The sequence below is a fragment of the Noviherbaspirillum aerium genome, from assembly GCF_008929045.1.
GTDB classification, from domain to species: domain Bacteria; phylum Pseudomonadota; class Gammaproteobacteria; order Burkholderiales; family Burkholderiaceae_D; genus Noviherbaspirillum; species Noviherbaspirillum aerium.
This window is the reverse complement of record NZ_VFAH01000001.1, coordinates 306,080-322,827: the sequence shown is the minus strand read 5'-3', so window position 1 is coordinate 322,827 and position 16,748 is coordinate 306,080. Positions and strand designations below refer to the sequence as shown.

The 16,748-nt window shown below is 59.5% G+C and carries 24 protein-coding genes and 2 tRNA genes; 14 read left to right on the top strand and 12 right to left on the bottom strand.

Annotated elements, in window-relative coordinates:
- Positions 1 to 101: 101 nt before the first annotated feature.
- From FH061_RS01540 to FH061_RS01530, 3 genes are all read left to right on the top strand, one after another.
- On the top strand, positions 102 to 320 hold the full coding sequence (locus tag FH061_RS01540; protein WP_151632267.1) for a SlyX family protein: 219 nt from the start codon (positions 102 to 104) through the stop codon (positions 318 to 320).
- Position 321: 1 nt separating this feature from the next.
- Entirely contained in the window at positions 322 to 639 is a 318-nt protein-coding gene (locus FH061_RS01535; RefSeq protein ID WP_151632265.1) for a DUF2288 domain-containing protein, read from the top strand.
- 184 nt (positions 640 to 823) lie between these two features.
- Positions 824 to 1,258: a hypothetical protein gene (locus FH061_RS01530; RefSeq protein ID WP_151632263.1), complete on the top strand. Its 435-nt coding sequence runs from the start codon at positions 824 to 826 to the stop codon at positions 1,256 to 1,258.
- A gap of 80 nt (positions 1,259 to 1,338) precedes the next feature.
- Here the strand turns inward: FH061_RS01530 and FH061_RS01525 are convergent, their stop codons facing one another.
- A complete protein-coding gene (locus FH061_RS01525) occupies positions 1,339 to 2,244 on the bottom strand; it encodes an NAD(P)/FAD-dependent oxidoreductase (RefSeq protein ID WP_151632261.1) in 906 nt (301 codons plus the stop codon).
- Between the two features lie 5 nt (positions 2,245 to 2,249).
- Complete coding sequence (locus tag FH061_RS01520; RefSeq protein WP_151632259.1) at positions 2,250 to 2,681, bottom strand: hypothetical protein; 432 nt, start codon at positions 2,679 to 2,681, stop codon at positions 2,250 to 2,252.
- A 457-nt stretch (positions 2,682 to 3,138) separates the two neighbouring features.
- Here FH061_RS01520 and FH061_RS01515 point away from each other — a divergent pair, with 457 nt between their 5' ends.
- The 3 genes from FH061_RS01515 to FH061_RS01505 all read left to right on the top strand — a co-directional run bounded on the left by FH061_RS01515 (position 3,139) and on the right by FH061_RS01505 (position 5,009).
- On the top strand, positions 3,139 to 3,783 hold the full coding sequence (locus FH061_RS01515; protein WP_151632257.1) for a hypothetical protein: 645 nt from the start codon (positions 3,139 to 3,141) through the stop codon (positions 3,781 to 3,783).
- A 79-nt stretch (positions 3,784 to 3,862) separates the two neighbouring features.
- Entirely contained in the window at positions 3,863 to 4,054 is a 192-nt protein-coding gene (locus FH061_RS01510; RefSeq protein WP_151632255.1) for a hypothetical protein, read from the top strand.
- Positions 4,055 to 4,100: 46 nt separating this feature from the next.
- Complete coding sequence (locus FH061_RS01505) at positions 4,101 to 5,009, top strand: recombination-associated protein RdgC (protein WP_151632253.1); 909 nt, start codon at positions 4,101 to 4,103, stop codon at positions 5,007 to 5,009.
- A 140-nt stretch (positions 5,010 to 5,149) separates the two neighbouring features.
- Here FH061_RS01505 and FH061_RS01500 read toward each other — a convergent pair.
- Positions 5,150 to 5,226, bottom strand: a tRNA-Asp gene (locus tag FH061_RS01500).
- Between the two features lie 68 nt (positions 5,227 to 5,294).
- On the bottom strand, positions 5,295 to 5,810 hold the full coding sequence (locus FH061_RS01495) for a DUF6622 family protein (RefSeq protein ID WP_151632251.1): 516 nt from the start codon (positions 5,808 to 5,810) through the stop codon (positions 5,295 to 5,297).
- 201 nt (positions 5,811 to 6,011) lie between these two features.
- Here FH061_RS01495 and pip point away from each other — a divergent pair, with 201 nt between their 5' ends.
- On the top strand, positions 6,012 to 6,974 hold the full coding sequence (gene pip, locus FH061_RS01490) for a prolyl aminopeptidase (protein ID WP_151632249.1): 963 nt from the start codon (positions 6,012 to 6,014) through the stop codon (positions 6,972 to 6,974).
- A 31-nt stretch (positions 6,975 to 7,005) separates the two neighbouring features.
- Here the strand turns inward: pip and FH061_RS01485 are convergent, their stop codons facing one another.
- Positions 7,006 to 7,536 (bottom strand): SRPBCC family protein, encoded by a 531-nt coding sequence (locus FH061_RS01485; RefSeq protein ID WP_151632247.1) that lies wholly within the window; start codon positions 7,534 to 7,536, stop codon positions 7,006 to 7,008.
- A 261-nt stretch (positions 7,537 to 7,797) separates the two neighbouring features.
- Between FH061_RS01485 and FH061_RS01480 the strand changes: the two genes are divergently transcribed.
- Positions 7,798 to 8,289 carry a TonB family protein gene (locus FH061_RS01480; protein WP_404822399.1) on the top strand — a complete coding sequence of 164 codons (492 nt, stop codon included), beginning with the start codon at positions 7,798 to 7,800 and terminating at the stop codon, positions 8,287 to 8,289.
- 201 nt (positions 8,290 to 8,490) lie between these two features.
- Here FH061_RS01480 and FH061_RS01475 read toward each other — a convergent pair whose 3' ends face one another.
- Together FH061_RS01475 and FH061_RS01470 are read right to left on the bottom strand one after the other, a co-directional pair.
- Entirely contained in the window at positions 8,491 to 8,967 is a 477-nt protein-coding gene (locus FH061_RS01475) for a hypothetical protein (protein WP_151632245.1), read from the bottom strand.
- A 300-nt stretch (positions 8,968 to 9,267) separates the two neighbouring features.
- A complete protein-coding gene (locus FH061_RS01470; RefSeq protein WP_225984436.1) occupies positions 9,268 to 9,702 on the bottom strand; it encodes a hypothetical protein in 435 nt (144 codons plus the stop codon).
- A 181-nt stretch (positions 9,703 to 9,883) separates the two neighbouring features.
- On the opposite strand from FH061_RS01470, the gene FH061_RS01465 reads away from it, so the two are divergent.
- Positions 9,884 to 10,441: a hypothetical protein gene (locus FH061_RS01465; protein WP_151632243.1), complete on the top strand. Its 558-nt coding sequence runs from the start codon at positions 9,884 to 9,886 to the stop codon at positions 10,439 to 10,441.
- Here the strand turns inward: FH061_RS01465 and FH061_RS01460 are convergent.
- Complete coding sequence (locus FH061_RS01460) at positions 10,430 to 10,669, bottom strand: hypothetical protein (protein WP_151632241.1); 240 nt, start codon at positions 10,667 to 10,669, stop codon at positions 10,430 to 10,432. The genes FH061_RS01465 and FH061_RS01460 overlap by 12 nt on opposite strands.
- Here FH061_RS01460 and FH061_RS01455 point away from each other — a divergent pair.
- From FH061_RS01455 to FH061_RS01440, 4 genes are all read left to right on the top strand, one after another.
- Complete coding sequence (locus FH061_RS01455) at positions 10,668 to 10,970, top strand: DUF883 family protein (RefSeq protein ID WP_151632239.1); 303 nt, start codon at positions 10,668 to 10,670, stop codon at positions 10,968 to 10,970. The two genes, FH061_RS01460 and FH061_RS01455, sit on opposite strands and share 2 nt — an antisense overlap.
- 8 nt (positions 10,971 to 10,978) lie before the next feature.
- A complete protein-coding gene (locus FH061_RS01450) occupies positions 10,979 to 11,377 on the top strand; it encodes a phage holin family protein (protein WP_151632237.1) in 399 nt (132 codons plus the stop codon).
- A gap of 21 nt (positions 11,378 to 11,398) precedes the next feature.
- Positions 11,399 to 11,785 carry a hypothetical protein gene (locus FH061_RS01445; protein ID WP_151632235.1) on the top strand — a complete coding sequence of 129 codons (387 nt, stop codon included), beginning with the start codon at positions 11,399 to 11,401 and terminating at the stop codon, positions 11,783 to 11,785.
- A gap of 288 nt (positions 11,786 to 12,073) precedes the next feature.
- The gene (locus FH061_RS01440) at positions 12,074 to 12,766 is read left to right on the top strand and encodes an OmpA family protein (RefSeq protein WP_404822398.1); all 693 of its coding nucleotides are present in this window, start codon (positions 12,074 to 12,076) and stop codon (positions 12,764 to 12,766) included.
- A 160-nt stretch (positions 12,767 to 12,926) separates the two neighbouring features.
- Here the strand turns inward: FH061_RS01440 and FH061_RS01435 are convergent, their stop codons facing one another.
- Positions 12,927 to 13,829 (bottom strand): c-type cytochrome, encoded by a 903-nt coding sequence (locus FH061_RS01435; protein WP_151632231.1) that lies wholly within the window; start codon positions 13,827 to 13,829, stop codon positions 12,927 to 12,929.
- 419 nt (positions 13,830 to 14,248) lie between these two features.
- Here FH061_RS01435 and FH061_RS01430 point away from each other — a divergent pair.
- Positions 14,249 to 14,324 (top strand) — tRNA-Arg (locus tag FH061_RS01430).
- Positions 14,325 to 14,382: 58 nt separating this feature from the next.
- Here FH061_RS01430 and pcl read toward each other — a convergent pair.
- The 3 genes from pcl to FH061_RS30240 all read right to left on the bottom strand — a co-directional run bounded on the left by pcl (position 14,383) and on the right by FH061_RS30240 (position 16,351).
- Positions 14,383 to 15,636 (bottom strand): 4-coumarate--CoA ligase, encoded by a 1,254-nt coding sequence (gene pcl, locus FH061_RS01425; protein ID WP_225984457.1) that lies wholly within the window; start codon positions 15,634 to 15,636, stop codon positions 14,383 to 14,385.
- Between the two features lie 27 nt (positions 15,637 to 15,663).
- A complete protein-coding gene (gene pyp / locus FH061_RS01420; RefSeq protein ID WP_225984435.1) occupies positions 15,664 to 16,050 on the bottom strand; it encodes a photoactive yellow protein in 387 nt (128 codons plus the stop codon).
- 127 nt (positions 16,051 to 16,177) lie between these two features.
- Entirely contained in the window at positions 16,178 to 16,351 is a 174-nt protein-coding gene (locus FH061_RS30240) for a hypothetical protein (RefSeq protein ID WP_192804851.1), read from the bottom strand.
- Between the last annotated feature and the right edge of the window lie 397 nt (positions 16,352 to 16,748).

Sequence of the window (16,748 nt, the reverse complement as noted above, 5' to 3'; positions counted from 1 at the left end):
CGGAAGTGTGACGCCTACGGTACCTTCCCGGAGGGTTCGCATCTCCCGAACGAAGTGTGAAACCGCCCTCATCTACAATTGAGGCTTTTTGAAAGGCCGGAATGACAACCGAAGAGCGCCTGGTGGATATCGAGATCAAGATTGCGCGGCAGGAAGACCTGGTCGATACCCTGAACCGCACGATCTACGAGCAACAAAAGAAGATCGATGAACTCGAAGTCCTGTGCACGGCACTGGCCCGCCACATCAGGGAAATGCGCGATGCCGCCAAGGATGGCGCGCATGCCGCTCCGATCAACGAGAAACCTCCCCATTACTGACATGAGCGACAAACATACCGAACTGCTCCGCGCCAAGATCAATGGCGAAACCTCGCGCCTGCCATGGACCGAACTGCAGCGCTTCTATGCCGGCGGCGTCGTCGTCGTGGTCAGCGACACGCTCGACCTGGTCGATGTCGCCGTGCGCATCGCGCAGGACGACAAGAACACGGTGGCGCAATGGATGAACGACGGCCTGATCGCCAAGGCCAACGACGCCCAGGCCCAGGCCTGGCTGCAAGCCGACCTCAGCCTGTGGGCAGTGGTGGTGAAGCCGTGGATTCTCGTGCAATGCGAAAAAATGCAAAACATGCATTGAACCGGCACCATCATTGCGCCAAGGCGAGTGTTGTTGCCGGCGCACAGCGCAATGCACGGCATGCTTGCGGTTGCGGGACTTGCACCGGCGGAAGGTAGAATGAGGACGCTTCTGCAGCCCGCAAGCCATCCTGGCCGTACATAGCCGTTCCTAGGATTTCCTAGCAGTCCGTTCTTCCAGCCCCATGCCCAAACCTGTTCCCAAATCCGGCGCGCGCGATCGCCTTCTGCCCGTGACCATTGCCGCCACCTTCATCGTGCTCGCCGCAGGCTTTGCGGCAGTCTGGTTCTATTGGCAGTATGCGCAGAAACGCAATGCCGAGACGCGCTATCTGACGCTGCCGTCGGTTGCCATCAGCAGGGACGGGCATTCGATCCGTGCCGGCCTGGCGATCCGGACCACCGGCAACGACGCCGACTGGGCTGCCGGCAACCAGCGGGCGCTGGAGCAGATCATGGCGAGTACCCTCATGCAGGCCGATCCGGCGCGGGTGCGCACGCCGGCCGGCATCGCCGAACTGCAGCAGGCCTTTCGCGAGGCCGGCAATGCATCTCTGCGCACCGACAAGCTGAGGGAAGTCCTCGTTACCGATCTGCTGGTGTCCGAAGGCGATCTGTAATCGTCTCTTCATTGTTCACCGCGTGTTTTACGCGCCGTGAACCTTCCCGGCATTCCAACATCCGGATGCCCGGCAGGCGCTCAGTCATGCCATGCATTGAGGCGGTTGTGAATGGCTGTCGCCGCAATCGCCGCCTGGCCCTGCGCCACCGTGATCTGGTTAAGGCCGGCAACGATGTCTCCGGCGGCATACAAGCCATCGACCGAGGTCTGCTGATGCTCGTCGACCAGCAATTCGCCCTTGGCGGTCTGGCGGGCGCCGAGCAATTGCGCCAATCCCGAGTTGACCGTAGTGCCCAGCGCGGCATACACGATATCGACGCAGTGCCGCGTGCCGTCGCGCAGTTCGATGCGCATGCCGCCGGCCTCCGCCAGGGACAGGCCGGCCACCGGTTCATGCACGACCTGCACCCGCGCACGCTCCAGCCGCGCCTGCTCGTCCGGATCAGGATCGATGGCTTCTTCCAGCGTGAACAAGCTTACGCTCGAAGCAAAATGACTGACGAATGCGGCCTCGCCCAGTCCGCCCTTGCCATGGCCGATGACGCCGACACTCCTGCCGCTTGCCTCGAAGCCGTCGCAGACCGGACAGTAGCGCAGGCATCCCTTCGCGACGGCCTGCTTGACCTCGGCAAAGGCCGGTTCGACATCCACCACGCCAGTGGCGAGAATCACGCTGCGTGCCTGCCAGCGCAGGTCGCCGGCGGTCGCGGTAAAGCTGCCGTCCTCTTCGCGCCGCAGCGTGTCGATGACGGTCCGCACTACCGGCACATCGTACTCCTCCACCTGCGCATGCAGGCGCGACAGAATGTCGTTGCCATGAATGCCGCTGCGGTAGCCGGGATAATTGTGAGACGTCGGAATCTGGAGCAGGCGGCTGGTGCCGCCGTCCACCACTTCGACGCGGCGGCGGAAGCGGGCCAGATAGACTGCCGCGGTCAGTCCGGCCGCGCCGCCGCCGATGATCAGGCAATCGACTGACTTCATCGTGATCAGCGCCGGCCGGGTTGCGGACGGTCGGGCGAACCCGGCGGAGGAGCAAACAGGTCATCCTGATCGAGATCCGCGTCATCGCCCGGATTGACATAGTCGATCCTGTCGACATCGATATCCGCTCCCGCTTCGATATCGGAATCGCGGCCTGCCGCGGCGCGCTCGCCGGTGCCGGAGGAATCGGTATCGCTGTCGAGGCCGGTATCGCCGAGATCCGGGCCGGCTGTCATGTCGTTGCGGCCGGTGTCGGGATCTTCGTTGGTGCCCTTGTCCAGGCCGATGTCCATTTCACCTGCCCAGCGCAGGCCACCCTGGACATCGCTGCCCGTGTCGGAAAGATCGCTGGGGCCAAGCGAATCGGTGTCATGCCCTTTGGCAAGCTGACGGTCCGGTTCGGGGATGTTGTCGGGGTCCAGTGTACTGGTTGCCATGATGTACTCTCCTTCCATCGTTGATCGGTGTGACCGTATTTGCATTCACGCGTCTTTATCGATTCGCACGGACGCGCGATGACATTTCCTACGCAGGTCGCGGGACGCATGCCTCGGTCCCGAAGGTTTCGGGTTCTTCGAGCGGCAAGGGGTTGCAATATCCATGCCGCAGTGCGGACGGCGCTGATCAGTACGGTGTCTCGTGGCTTTGGCGCCGAACGGCGCGGCATGACGGCGCGCGTTTCGCTGCGCAGCGTCGACATGATTGAATGCCGGCGCGTGCAGTTCTGGCAGCGCCTCTGTAAATTTGACCGGCGGCGGCTATGCGTCGCCTGTTCATGCATGCAGGAATGCCGCCGCATCGGATGCGTTGTGCAAACAACAGTTACAAGATCAATGTCGCATTCCCGCCCCATGGCCGGAACTTTCGTTTTGCCCTTTTTGTCACTTGGATAACGTGCGCAATCGTCAGCATGGCGACAACGGCTTCGTCACCGTTCGCGACGAGCGCGTCCATCTCTTTATCAATTTCCAGGAGTTCATCATGGCTAAACTGCACAAGATCCTGTTCGGGTCCGCAATCGTTGCACTGACAAATCTTGCCTATGCGCAGACCACCACAAGCACCGATACCAGCGCCGCCGCAGCCGCCGGCTCCGTGCCGGCACAGAATGCAACCGGCGCAAGCGGTGCCGGCACCGGCAGCGATGCGGGCATGGCTGGCAATACCGGCACATCGACCGCAATCCCGCCAAAAAGCGGCGCGTCTTCCAGCGGTTCAAGCACCCTTGGCGGCGCATCCGGCACCTCGGCCTCGGGCAGCACAGGCTCCTCGGCAACCACCACATCGGGTACTGCATCGAGCGCCGCTCCGACCGGAGCGGTGAGCAGCAATCCCGCCGCGAGCGCTTCGAACGATCCTTATGTGCAGCGCCGCGAGGCCCGCAAGGAAGCCAAGCAGGAATACAAGCAAAGCAAGAAGGACGCGAAGCAGCAGTACAAGCAAGACAAGAAAGAAGCCAACGCTTTGATCAAGAACCCGCAAGCCAGCGGTCCGATGCAGCGTAACGTTGATGGCCTGAATACCACATCGGGTCGCTAACGCTGCAGTGGTCCTCCCACGGGCAACTGCGCAACTCACCGATGCCCTGCGCCGCCGCTTGCCGGCGGCGCTCTTCATCATGGCTCGTTCGACCGTCGTTCAACACCTCAACACCTCACACACTGCTGAAGGCGCCGGCAGTGCACTTCATCTCATGCGCCTGGCGCGGCCGACGTCTGGCTCAACGACGATAATGCATAAAAAATCCGGCTTGTCCGGCATGGAAACAACGCTGTTGCAAAGCGATCCGCTTGTTGCAAATCGCAACTGACTCCACCTGACCCCGCGTGTAGAATGGCGCCTTTTTGGGTACCAGCATGTGGTTCAAGAATCTGCAAATTTATCGTCTCACTGCTCCGTGGACCATGACATCCGAGCAACTGGAAGCCGCGCTGGTCAAGCAGGAATTCGCGCCTTGCTCAAGCAGTGAATTGCAAAGTCAGGGCTGGCAGTCCCCGCGCGGCAATGGCGTGCTGGTTCATACCGTCAACCGCCAGCTGCTGCTGCAGCTCGACACCGAAAAGAAATTACTGCCCTCGACCGTGGTCAACCAGGTCACCAAGGCGCGTGCCGCCGAGCTGGAAGAGCAGCAGGGCTTCAAGCCCGGACGCAAGCAGATGAAGGAATTGAAGGAGCAGGTTACCGATGAACTGCTGCCGCGCGCCTTCAGCATCCAGCGCAGCACCCGTGTCTGGATCGATCCGGTCAACGGCTGGCTGGTTGTCGATGCCGCCAGCCCGGCCAAGGCCGATGAAGTATTCAAGCTGCTGCTCAAGTCGCTAGAAACGTTGCCGTTCGCTTCGCTGCGCACCGAACAGTCGCCCTTGTCGGCGATGACCGACTGGCTGGCCGCGGATGAAGCGCCGAGCGGGTTCACCGTCGACCAGGATACCGAACTGCGTGCCACCAACGAAGGCAAGGCTACCGTGCGCTATGTGCGGCATACGCTGGAAGCCGACGACGTGCGCCGCCATATCGCGGCGGGCAAGCAGTGCACCCGGCTGGCGATGACATGGAGCGACCGCGTCTCTTTCGTGCTGACGGAAACCCTCGCCATCAAGCGCGTCGCGCCGCTCGACGTCCTCAAGGAAAACGAGACCTCGACCCAGAATGATGATGAGCGTTTCGACACCGATTTCGCATTGATGACCGGCGAACTGGCGAAGCTGATCGCCGATCTGGTCGCCGCACTCGGCGGCGAAGAACAGCAGAAGAAAGCAGCCTGATCAAGATATGCGCGCAGGGTGGAAGACCGCCTTGCGCGTTTCTTGTCGCGCGATGGAACAAAGCCAGCCGGCTGGCGAGTGCAGAAATGAAGAGTGCAGGCGTAAAAAAAGACGAACCGAAGTTCGTCTTTTTTGTATCTTGGCGGAGTGGACGGGGCTCGAACCCGCGACCCCCGGCGTGACAGGCCGGTATTCTAACCAACTGAACTACCACTCCTAAAAACTCCATGCCCGGCGTTGCCGTTCATGCGATGTGTGCGTCACCACATCTGAAGGACCGCAAGTCTACAGCAATTTATATTTCCTGGCTACTCCCGAACGATAAATTGCAAGAATGCGCAGCAGGCGCCCGATGAAGATGCCGTTGAACAGGCCATACAGCACGCAGACGGCGATGACAAACCCGCCATCCTGCCTTGCCTGCGGCGCAACATGCAGAATCACGTTCACCGCATACTTGACGAAGAAGATGGCGAGCATCAGCATCAGCGGCATCCAGCTGCCTTGCTGAAAGACGGTGCCCCGTTCCGGATAAACGCTGACGCTGTCGAGACTGAACAGTGCCCATGCCAGTGCCGTGCCGGCAACGGTTGCCGCCAGCCATGCCGGGGCCGCGAATGGATCGGCTCCAAAGCTTGCCGCCATGCCGTGGATCGACAAGGCCAGCATGGCCAGCGGCATGATGAACAGCTTTCTGATGCCGGTCTCGCGGCCGATGCCGGACATCACTCCGCGAACGATCAGGAAGGCAAGCAATGCCCAGACCCAGACAGGCGTGTTGATCAACATTTGCTGCAGCATGGATGTCTCCCCGGCCGATGATTGATATGGCGATTCTGGGCATGGCCATGCCGCGTTGGAAGCGGCTTGCGACGAACTGCGGAAAACAGGGCGTGAAACGACGAATCGAAGGCGTTCTCCGGGTTAGGGCTTTTCCGGGGAAGCGCGGACGTTTCCTTCGCCGCGCCTTACAATGGTCTCCTTCGCATTCCGGAGGATCAGATGAGCGACACCGCACCTTTTTTCCCACCGATCGAACCTTACCGGCACGGCATGCTGCAGGTGGACGACATCCATACGCTGTATTGGGAAGAATCCGGCAATCCGGATGGCTTGCCGGTCCTGTTCCTGCATGGCGGTCCCGGCGGCGGCACATCGCCGCGGCATCGTGGCTTCTTCGATCCCGCGCATTACCGGATCGTGCTGTTCGACCAGCGCGGCGCCGGCAAGTCCACGCCGCTGGGCGAATACCGCAACAACACCACGCAGCTGCTGATCGAAGACATCGAGCGCCTGCGCGCCATGCTCGGCATTGAACAGTGGCTGGTCTTCGGCGGCTCATGGGGGTCAACGCTGGCGCTGGCCTACGGAGAAGCGCATCCGCAGCATTGTCTTGGCTTCATCCTGCGCGGCATCTTTCTATGCACGCCGGCCGAGATTGACTGGTTCATGAACGGGATCGCCTGGTTCTTCCCGGAAGTGCATGCCGAATTCGCATCCCATGTGCCCGAACAGGAACGCGGCGAACTGCTGCAGGCATACCGCAAGAGACTGTTCTCCGACGATGCCGCGATATACATGCCGGCCGCTCGCAGCTGGAGCCGCTATGAAGGGCGATGCCTGTTCCTGAAACCGGACCTGCAGGCGATCGACGACTTCAGCACCGACCAGGTGAGTCTTGGAATAGGGCGCCTGGAAGCGCATTACTTCCTGCATGAAGGGTTCTTCACCGATGACCAGCTGATACGAGACATCGGCCGCATCGCGCATCTGCCCGCGGTAATCGTTCAAGGACGCTATGACGTCGTCTGCCCGCCCGCCAGCGCCTATCGGCTGCATCAGTCCTGGCCCGGGGCGAAGCTGCACATGATTGATGATGCCGGCCACTCCGGCTACGAGCCCGGGATCGCACGCGCGCTGATTGCCGCCACCGAGCAATTCCGGCGTATGCGCCGGTTCGCCTGAAGAACCGGCTTCGCGGAAATCCGCAGATGTCTCAATGTGCGGTGCGTTTTTCGATGGCCGAGACCACTGCTTCCATCAGCTGCCTGACATTGGCCTGCACCACCGGCTGGCCAACCATGGGGGGAATGAAGAATTGCGGCTCCAGTTCGCCGGACAAGCGCAGCAGCGTGCCGTCAATTCCGCCCTGGCGGGCAGGTTCCAGCGTCCAGTGAACTTCATAATGGCGCATGTCGCCGGAAATGAGCGACACGTCGAGCGCCGACATCGGATGTTCCTCGATGCGGATCTGCATGCGGACCACATAGGTCATCAGCATGATGCCGATGCGGCTGACCTGGTCGACGATGGCTGCCGCCCCGGTCCGCGATACCACCCGCGACGACACCAGATCAGGCACGAACTCGGCAAGACGATCGTAATCGCTCAACACGGCCCAGGCCCGGGGCAGGCCTGCCCGCGCAAAGCCGCTAGCCTCAACCGCAAAAAAACCATTGCCGTCACGGTGGCCGCGCTGCGCATGGGCGCGCACGCCCGAAGACTGAAAGCCGAACTGACCAAACATTACTTTCTCCTCACGGTGAGGCAGGTGGAAACAGGCACGGTGCAGGAATGCTGGCTGCGAACATGCTGGCGGCAAACATGTAACCGCCGGTAAGATTGCTGTTGGCCGAATTCCGCGCTGGATTACTTTCAACGTACGCGCATTCGCATCTTCGCCATGGATCAATACGATGCGGATGCCGCAAGCGACGATGCCTGAATGATCCTGAATGACCGGCTCTTGTTCCCTGACTTTCCTTACTTTCGATTTTCGCCAGCCGCCATGAATACCAGTTTCCTACCCATGCTTGCCATTCTTGTTCTTGCAGGATGCAGCACCCGCCCGGCGGATGCTCCGCGGGAACGTTCTGCAGGCGGCATGCCGCGCATCGAGAGAGTGGAAACCTATCCGGATGCAACATCGACGGAGAACACGGTCGAGGGCTACAAGCGCGATCTGGCGCAGCGCATCACGGAGGTCAATTCCATCAAGGTCTACACCACGCGTCCGCAAGCGTTGCTGCGTTCGGTCGTCGTCGTGAGGTATTCGGTTGATGCCGGCGGCCGGCTGTTACGCAGCGAAATCATGCGTTCCAACCGGGACCGGGATGCGGAGGCCACTGCAATGGCTTCGCTGCGCAATGCAGCGCCTTTTCCCAAGCCGGCCTCGCATCTGCTGCGGCAGGGTAAGGTGGAACTTTCGGAAACCTGGTTATTCAATAATGACGGGCGCTTTCAGTTGCGCACACTCGCCTTGCCTCAGATGGATCAATGATGGATTTCTGGTTGTTCCCGCAGGAGCCTTTCCGCTGACGCTGGGAGAAGGTTGCCGTTACAGATTATTACATTGCTAAAACTCCTTTAGATTCAATCGTTTAAAAAAATAATCAGCCCTTTTGCGGCATTGCACAGCCGATTTTCCTGAACAAGGGAATAAGGGCTGCATCCAAGCTGCTGCATCGGTGATGCTTTTCTTTTAACTGAAGGAGGTAGCTATGACCCTAACAACCCAACTTCGGACACTGTCGTTTGTCGTGATCGCATCAGTGTCATCCCTGGCTTTGGCGCAGTCGACCGGTGCCGGCGGCAGCTCCACGTCGCCGTCATCCACGGTCCGTTCGCAGAATGCCACGGGCGCGTCCGGCGCTGGCACCGGCAGCGACGCCGGCATGGCAGGCGGCAGCGGCACATCGACCTCGATTCCGCCGAGCCCATCCAGCCCATCGAGCGCCTCGGGCACCAGCGGCGCCGGCAGCACTTCGTCGTCCGGCACGAGCGGCACCGGCGCAAGCTCCGCCACATCGAGCCCGAGTGCAGCGACCGGCACAACCGGCACCGGCAGTTCCGGCACCGCCTCCAGCACCAGCAGCGACCGCGGCGCGGCAGCAAGCTCGGGTGCTTCCGGCAGCGAAACCAAGGCCAAGAAAAAAGACAGCAAAAAGGCGAAGGCCAAGAAATCCGAATCCTCCGGTGCCACAGCCGGTTCCGGATCGGAGTCTTCGTCCGGTCAAGGCACATCGCCTACCAGCAGCAAGTAAGAAAAAGATTCTGCATGCGCTTTACAATGCAAAAGCGGCCATAAGGCCGCTTTTTATTGCGAGCTTCGTGAAGCGCCGCTTTGATTTCGCCATGCGGCAATGCGCTCCGTGCGTAGCCACAGGTCAGAAACAGGTGCGATGCGGATGGGCGCCGCCTCGGTCCTTTTTGTCCTGCATCCCGAATCCCATCCTTCTGCGTATTGGCTAGAATCCCGCTAGTCGTGCTTGTGCTTTTTTTCCTTCTTGTCATGCCCTTGACGATGGTCGTCGTGTCCATGACGGCCATCATTGCCGTGGCCATGGCCCTTTCCATTGCCGTGCCCCTTGCCTTTGCCCTCATACTCGCCCGACCTGACGAAATAGACAGGCTGCGCGCAGGCATTGTACTTCTGGCAGTGCTTCCCCCAGTTCTTGGCATGGCCGGGAGGCACATGCATGTACACCGGCGTCACCGGGCGTGCCTGACGCGTAATGATGACGGGTTGCTGGTACACCACCGGCGGTGGCGTATTGCCGATATCGACCCGGCCGTAGACGCCCGGACTAATCTGCCCGCCGACGCTGACACCGACATTGATGTCCGACGCCTGGACAGATACGCAAACCATCGTCAATGCGATGGCTGCGGTTGCAGTAATGATTGAGCGCATCAAAAACTCCTAAATCGTTAAAGGCTGGCCTGCAAAACACGGGGCAACCGGCTTGTTTTGCATGATAAACGATGTTCTGCGGAAATATTTATGGCCGTTGTTCTTTGCCGACGTGATGGCTTTGTTTGTCAGCAACGCATGAATCTGTTTAAATGACTGCACGACTTACCCGATCGCATTCATGAATCCATTGCAGTCTCTTTCCCTTGCCGGCTCCTATGCCCGCCCCTCCAAGCTATACCGCTATTCGCAACGACAGTGGCTTGAACGTTCCCTCGCACACGGCGAATTCCGCCTGTGTCCGCCGGTATCGACTGCGTATGCCACGCCCGGTACCGACCAGATCACACCGTTCGGACCCAAGCCCGCAGTCGTGCCCGCAGGCTTTCTGACGCTCAGCATGGCCAGTGCGTGGGACGATTTCCTGTTCGACGCATTCGGGCAGGCGGACTGCTGCCTCGTCATTCACGACGTCGAAACTTTTGGCGAACGAGTGCACCGCGCGGCGCAGCGCGTGCTGCCGAGCTGGGCCGGCATTGATGCGGCCATTTCCTACGGCAAGCCGAGCCCCCTGGGGGCCGTATTCTCGAAGGCGCGCCAACTCGCCGCGGAGCAGGAATGGCTGTTTGCCTGGCGACCGGTGCAACGCACGCTTCCGGGCAATCCGGTCGTCATCCGCCTGGGAAGCATTGAAGGCATCGCCGAATTGCGCCAACGGGGCACCGGTTCAGTTTCCTGATGCCGGGATGTTCCGCACGCTTTCCGGCTTGTCGGCTGCCTGTACGGCAGCCGACAGCATGACCGGCAAAACCGTCCGCTCTTTGCGCCGCCAGTATGGCCTGGTATAAAGTGCCGCTTCTGTTTTTTGTTGCCGAACGCGTAAAATTCCACGAAGCCGGTCATGGCAGCAACCATGGATTGCCCTGCCGGCCACGAAACCGTATGAATGCCAAAGGAGAATCGCCATGCAGACTTCCAACATCAAGACTGTCCGAAACGACATGAGGACCTTGATCAAAGAGGCGCAGGACCTGTTCCGCGAAGCGACTCAGAATACCGGCGACAAAGCCGATGAATTGCGCGCCAGGGGATTGGCATTGCTTGATACCGCGATGGAGCGGGCGCAGGAAGCGCAGGTCATCGCTCTTGAAAAAGGCAAGGTCGCCGCGCAGACCACCGATGAGTTTGTACACGAGCGCCCATGGCAGGCGGTCGGTGTCGCCGCAGGTGCGGGCCTGCTGATCGGCTTGCTGCTATCGCGCCGGTAGAGAGACCTATGGATCAACAATCCGGCAAGGCGCAAATCCCTGATTCCGAATTCGGTCTGCTGGCAGGCATTGCAGGCGTTGCGAAAACGGGTTTCTCGCTATTGCATAACCGGCTCGAACTCGCCGCGCTGGAAGTGGGGGAAGTGCGCGACAAGCTGCTGCGCATGATGCTCATCGGCGCGGCAGGCCTCATCGTGATGCTGTTCGCGCTGGGCTGCTGGACTGCGCTGATCGTGGCACTGGCCTGGGATGCGATGGGATGGACAATCCTGCTGTTGATGGCTGCGCTGTATAGCCTGCTCGCGCTTGCCTTGTTCTTCTACATGCGCTCCTTGCTGAGTCGTGACAAACTGTCGCTGTCGGCCACCATGGCTGAACTGCGCAAGGACCGCGATGCCTTGCTATAAGCTCCAGGGGGAAACCACCGCATGACTTGTTCCGAACGCAAGAAGCAACTGATCGCCGAGGGAGCGCTGCATCGTGCCGGCATGGTTCTGGCGAAGAATGCCGTGTCCGCCAACGCCCATCCCGAAGCCATCGTCGGCAGCGCGCTGCAGCATCTCAAGGCAAGTGCGGGTGCATTCGCCGCCCGCCATCTCGACAATCTGTCCGCATCGGATATGCAGGCGTTGGCTCCCATCGCATTGCCCTTGCTGACGAGGTTGCTGCAGAATCGAAATGTTCCCAAGGCGCTGCTGGGAGCCGCCGCAGCCGCCGGCGCTGCCGGTTACCTTTTCACGCGCTTTAAAAAAACAGCAACAGCACGGCGGGGTGATGCCGGGCCCGCGACGCGGCGCAACACCATCGAGCGGTAGAACCCATTCCAAGTCATTCCATCACCAAGGAGAACGATGGATTGTTTGGCTGGCAAGGCGGCGGTTGCAGTTCGGGAGCCCATAGCGAGCCAGGAAAATGGATGGCGACGCCATCCAGGCCACTGGAGAAAGACGCGACCTCGCGCGGCAGACTTCGGATTGGCATAAGAGCAGGCACGCACGTTGTTTCCACCTGTATCCCCAGGTAATTATCACCATTTGTAACTTGACGAACTCGCATTGCATCGCGGATGTCCAAAAGGTGTTTTTACCCAAGAGGATATGCAAATGCGCAAGCAAATTATCGTCACCACGCTCGCCGCCGCAATCGGACTTGGCGGCTGTGCCAGCATGAATGACGTTCAGCGCGGTACCGCCACCGGTGCGGGCGTGGGTGCGGGCATCGGCGCGGTGCTGGGCGGTACAACCGGATCGGGCAGCGGCCGCAGGACGGCGACCGGTGCGGTGGTCGGCGGCGCAGCCGGCGCAATTATCGGAAACATCTGGTCCAGTCGGATGGAGCAGCAAAAGCGGCAGATGGAACAGGCCACGCAAGGCACTGGCATTCAGGTTACGCAGACCGCCGATAACCGTCTCAAGCTGGATATCCCGACCGATATCTCGTTCGATACCAATCGCGCGGACATCAAGCCCAACTTCCGCCCCATACTCGACAAGTTCGCCTCCGGCCTGGTGGAAAACCCCTATAGCCGAGTCACCATCATCGGACATACCGACAGCACCGGCGGCGATGCCATCAACAATCCGCTTTCCGTCAACCGCGCCGTGCATACGCGCGATTATCTGACAGGGCGCGGCGTTGCTTCCAATCGCATCAGCGTGGACGGCCGCGGGTCGCGTGAACCGATTGCGTCCAATGACTCGGAAGCCAATCGTGCGCGCAACCGCCGTGTCGAAATTTATGTCGCCGAGCCGCAGGCAGCCGCTCAACAAGTGCCTCAGCCGGTACAGGCACGCTGAATCGGGAAAGCTTTTCCGTCAAAACTGCCAAAGTCGTCAAAACCGTCAAAACCGTCAAAACCATTTGCCGATACGATGCGGCAGCAAATAAAAAAGCCGCCCCGAAGGTCGGCTTTTTTATTGCGCTGTGCGCGCTATGTACGCTGTCGTTGAGGCGGTTTTATTTGGAGGCATCCGCCATGTAATCCACGGCAGCCTTGACTTCCTCATCCGACGCGGATGAACCACCTTTCGGAGGCATCACGCCAGCCTTGCCCTGAAAGCCCTTGATGGCATGCTCATACAAGGTTGCGGAGCCCTGCTTGATGCGAGGCGCCCAGGCTTCCTTGTCGCCGACCTTCGGTGCGCCGGCAACGCCCGCGCCATGGCAGGCTACGCAGGCAGTGTCATACACCTTCTTGCCATCGACCTTGGCGCTGCTGCCAGCCGCCGGCTGTGCCGCGCTGGCGACTGCCTGAGTCTGCTGGGATGGGGAGGATGTCACCGGCTGGGTTGCGGAAGCGGTTTGTGCGCCAGCTTCATTGGCAGCAGGTGCTGCGGCGGCTGCCGGAGCTGCCTTTACTTCAGGCTCCTTCAGCTTGCCGCCCGATTGGTTGGCCAGATATACCACTGCGCGTTCGACTTCGACGTCGTCGAGATCGGGATTGCCGCCCTTGGCGGGCATCGCGCGAATGCCCTTGATGGCATTCGACACCAGCGTTGCCTGTCCCTGGCTGATGCGTGATGCCCAGCCTGCTGCATCACCAAGCTTCGGAGCGCCGGCTGCACCGGAAGTGTGGCAGGCTGCGCACACTGCCTTGTAAACCGCTTCGCCTGTCTGCAGCACCTTGGGAGCATTCGCATCCTTGAGCGTGAAGCCGACATCGGCCACCGGTTTCAGGCGAGCCGCGATCGATTCCGGAGTTTGGCTGTCCGATCCTGCACTCGATTTGCTTTCATTGGCCACATACTGAACCAGCAGCACGATGCAGATGATTGGAATCAAAAAACCGGCGGCCACCGCGGCGATGAGCTGCTTGGGCGTCTTGATCAAAGATTCGTGTTCGTTGTGTGCGTCGCTCATTATTCCCTCAGTGCATTTTTAAAACCGGTGGGCGGGTGCGCAAATCGGGCCAGTGGCTCTCACATAAAGCAGCGCAATACCTCGCAAAACTCTTGATTATAGTCGGAAAGTTCAGGGTTTGGAACGAAAGAACAGAGGGAATGATGCAGGTGAAATCGTGTGATTTGCCTTGATCCAGGCAGGTATTCAGCCGACCCTGCCCTGATTCTGCGCGCTGAACCCAGAAATGATCGTTCAACCTAATGTTGCAGCAAACAGTTTCGTAGACAACAGGGCCACTGTCGGGAGTGGGTTCCGTTCGATTTTGCTGGGCGGGGATAAAGTGTCAATTTGACAGCGCGATCAAATTCCTTGGCGCATTCACATGGACGTGCAACGCGAAAAAAGGTATTCTTCAGCCTCTTTGCAGTTCCTTCTACGCGGCTGTAGCTCAGTGGATAGAGTATTGGCCTCCGAAGCCAAGGGTCGTGGGTTCGATCCCCGCCAGCCGCGCCACTTCTTTTCGTTACTTCATTCCCGCTTCATTTCCCTCAAACATCGCAGTGCCGTATGGTCATTGCACGTCGGCCGTGGAACGCAAAGACGGCGTAATAAGCCAGTCAGCATCTTTTTCCATGCTGCTTTTGGGCAGTTGCTCGCCGAAGGTAAATGCCTTTGGCCTCTCCGCGGTCGTCAGATGTTCGGTTACCCAGGAATGCAGACGTTGCTGCAGCTCTGCATGGTCGATGCCGGGCATCCGGGCAACGATGAATGCCTTGAGACGGGCACCTTCTTCAGGGCGCATCAGGCGGACCGCTGCATCGGCGACCTCCGGGTGCTGCAGCAGTACATCACGTACACGAGCCGGAAAGACATTGATTCCTCCAACCTGTACCGCATTGTCCATCCTGCCAGCGGGAAGAAATTCTCGCGGCCCCGTCCATTGAAGGCGGTCTTGACAGGTATAGGACGTTTCCTGCCCGTCCGGTTGCATGCGTAGCAGGCCGTGATGCGCTTCCGCGGATTTTTTCCAATGGCTGAACAAGCGGTAGGGTGACGTACTGCTGTCGCGCCAGCCGATCCCCGCCGTTTCGGAGCTGCCATAGACTTGTATCAGCTTGTGCATGCCGGCTTCTTCAATGGCTTGGCTCACTTCCGCTGGACAGGGCGCGGTGGACGTCACACCGATCACGCCGGCCGGGACCGATGGCAAGAGTCTCGCCGCGGCGCGCCAGAATTCCGGATGGCCCACCACGAGATCGCCTTCCTTCAATTCGTTTGCCAGACGCGCTGGAGAACTTCCACGCAAATCGATGATCCCGCTTGCGTCGATGCCCAAGGCGCGCGGGAGCAATATGGTGAAGAGAAAACCGTAGATATGGTGGCCAGGAACGGCGCAAAGGATGCGCCGGCGGCCAGAGAACAAGGCTGAAAGTTCAACGACTTCCTGCATCAGCAGCGGCAATGGGTGGCAGCATGGCTTCGGCTGACCGGTGCTGCCTGATGTCCTGAACGTCAGCTTTCCTGAAAAATGCTGCAAGCTTGCTTGTGCGATTTGTACCCATTCCCCAATCGTCGGGCGGGCAAGCAGATAATCTTCGAACCCTGATTCATGCATGTGCAGCGACTCGGCCAATGCGGTGGCAATGCCGAGCAATTCAAGCGAGTCGGCACCGAGGTCGTCGACCAGATGCAAGCCCGCTTCCCAGGGGAAGCCGGGCAAGGCGAGACCTCCCGGACGCAAGGATGCGAGTTCCGATGCAACCAGGCTGCAGATGAAGCGCTGCAGCGCCTGTTCGTCATTCCACCAGCTGGCCGCATTCCTCATTGTTTCGTCCGGATCGGGATGCATGGTTCAGATCCGCTTCACGAAGATCCAGAAATTGCCGCCGCTGAGCGCCTTTTTCATATGCACTTTCACTTTGGTCGGTTTCATCTGGTAGTCGAACACGTATTCGAACAGGGTGTTGAGATTGTCTTCCCTGACGCCTTTTTCGAACACGCCCTTGAAGGCTGGCGTCGCGGTGCAAGGGGCGATGTCGCGGAAGAAGTTCTTGCCGATGACAGCTGCCGGATTGCGTCCGGTGATCGTGCCTTCTGCCGCATTGTATTTGAGTACCGTGCCGGTTTTGTCCAACTCAATGGCGCCGAAGGCGAGTTTGTCTATGTCGCCGCTCGCCATCTTCTTAAGTGTGTTTTCGATGTCAGCTTTGCCGAAAGAGATCATGGCCAAGTCGCTCATAAGTATTTATCCTTTTTTAGTGAATTTTATGAGTTTCAGCAAGGTTCTCTGGAACTCGGGAAATGTTTCCTTAAGAAAACATAGGAAGGATATTCACATCTTACTTTCCGCTTGTCAACAATTTGTCTTAGACAAATTTGATTCTTTGATTTTTTTCAAACGCTGGCTTTTGCTCCTGTTTGCTCCAATGGCGAAGAACGGCGCGATCCGCGCAAGCAGGATTAAGCGGATTTAACAGTGCCTCAAAAGCAAGTGGGTCGTATCTTTTCTCCAGCAAGACCAAAAACTGGTCACCCTTCATGCCATGTCGTTGCTGGGACCGCGAATGCAGACTCGTATCTGAAGCGTTGGATGCGCCGGATTACAAAGATTAAAAACAGATTAAGCGCCCGAAAATCTCCTGCAAGTCATTGTTTCTTCAGCACTTTTCCATAACCCCGCTCGCTCCGAAGACGCCCTTGACACGCTCCACCTACGTGTTCGCCTCGCTCCGCAGACGTCCTTCGCTCGCCCCACCTACGCGCTTCCTCGCTCCGCCTACGCTACCTCTCCACGCTCGAACTACGTGCTTTTTCGCTCTACTCGCCGCCTTTTCGCCCCGCCAACCCGCCTCTGGCCCGCTTTCCACGCTCGACCAACGACATTTCTCTTGGCCCAAGCCCCTTGCCGCCACGCTCCAGCCACGATGACGCCGCATT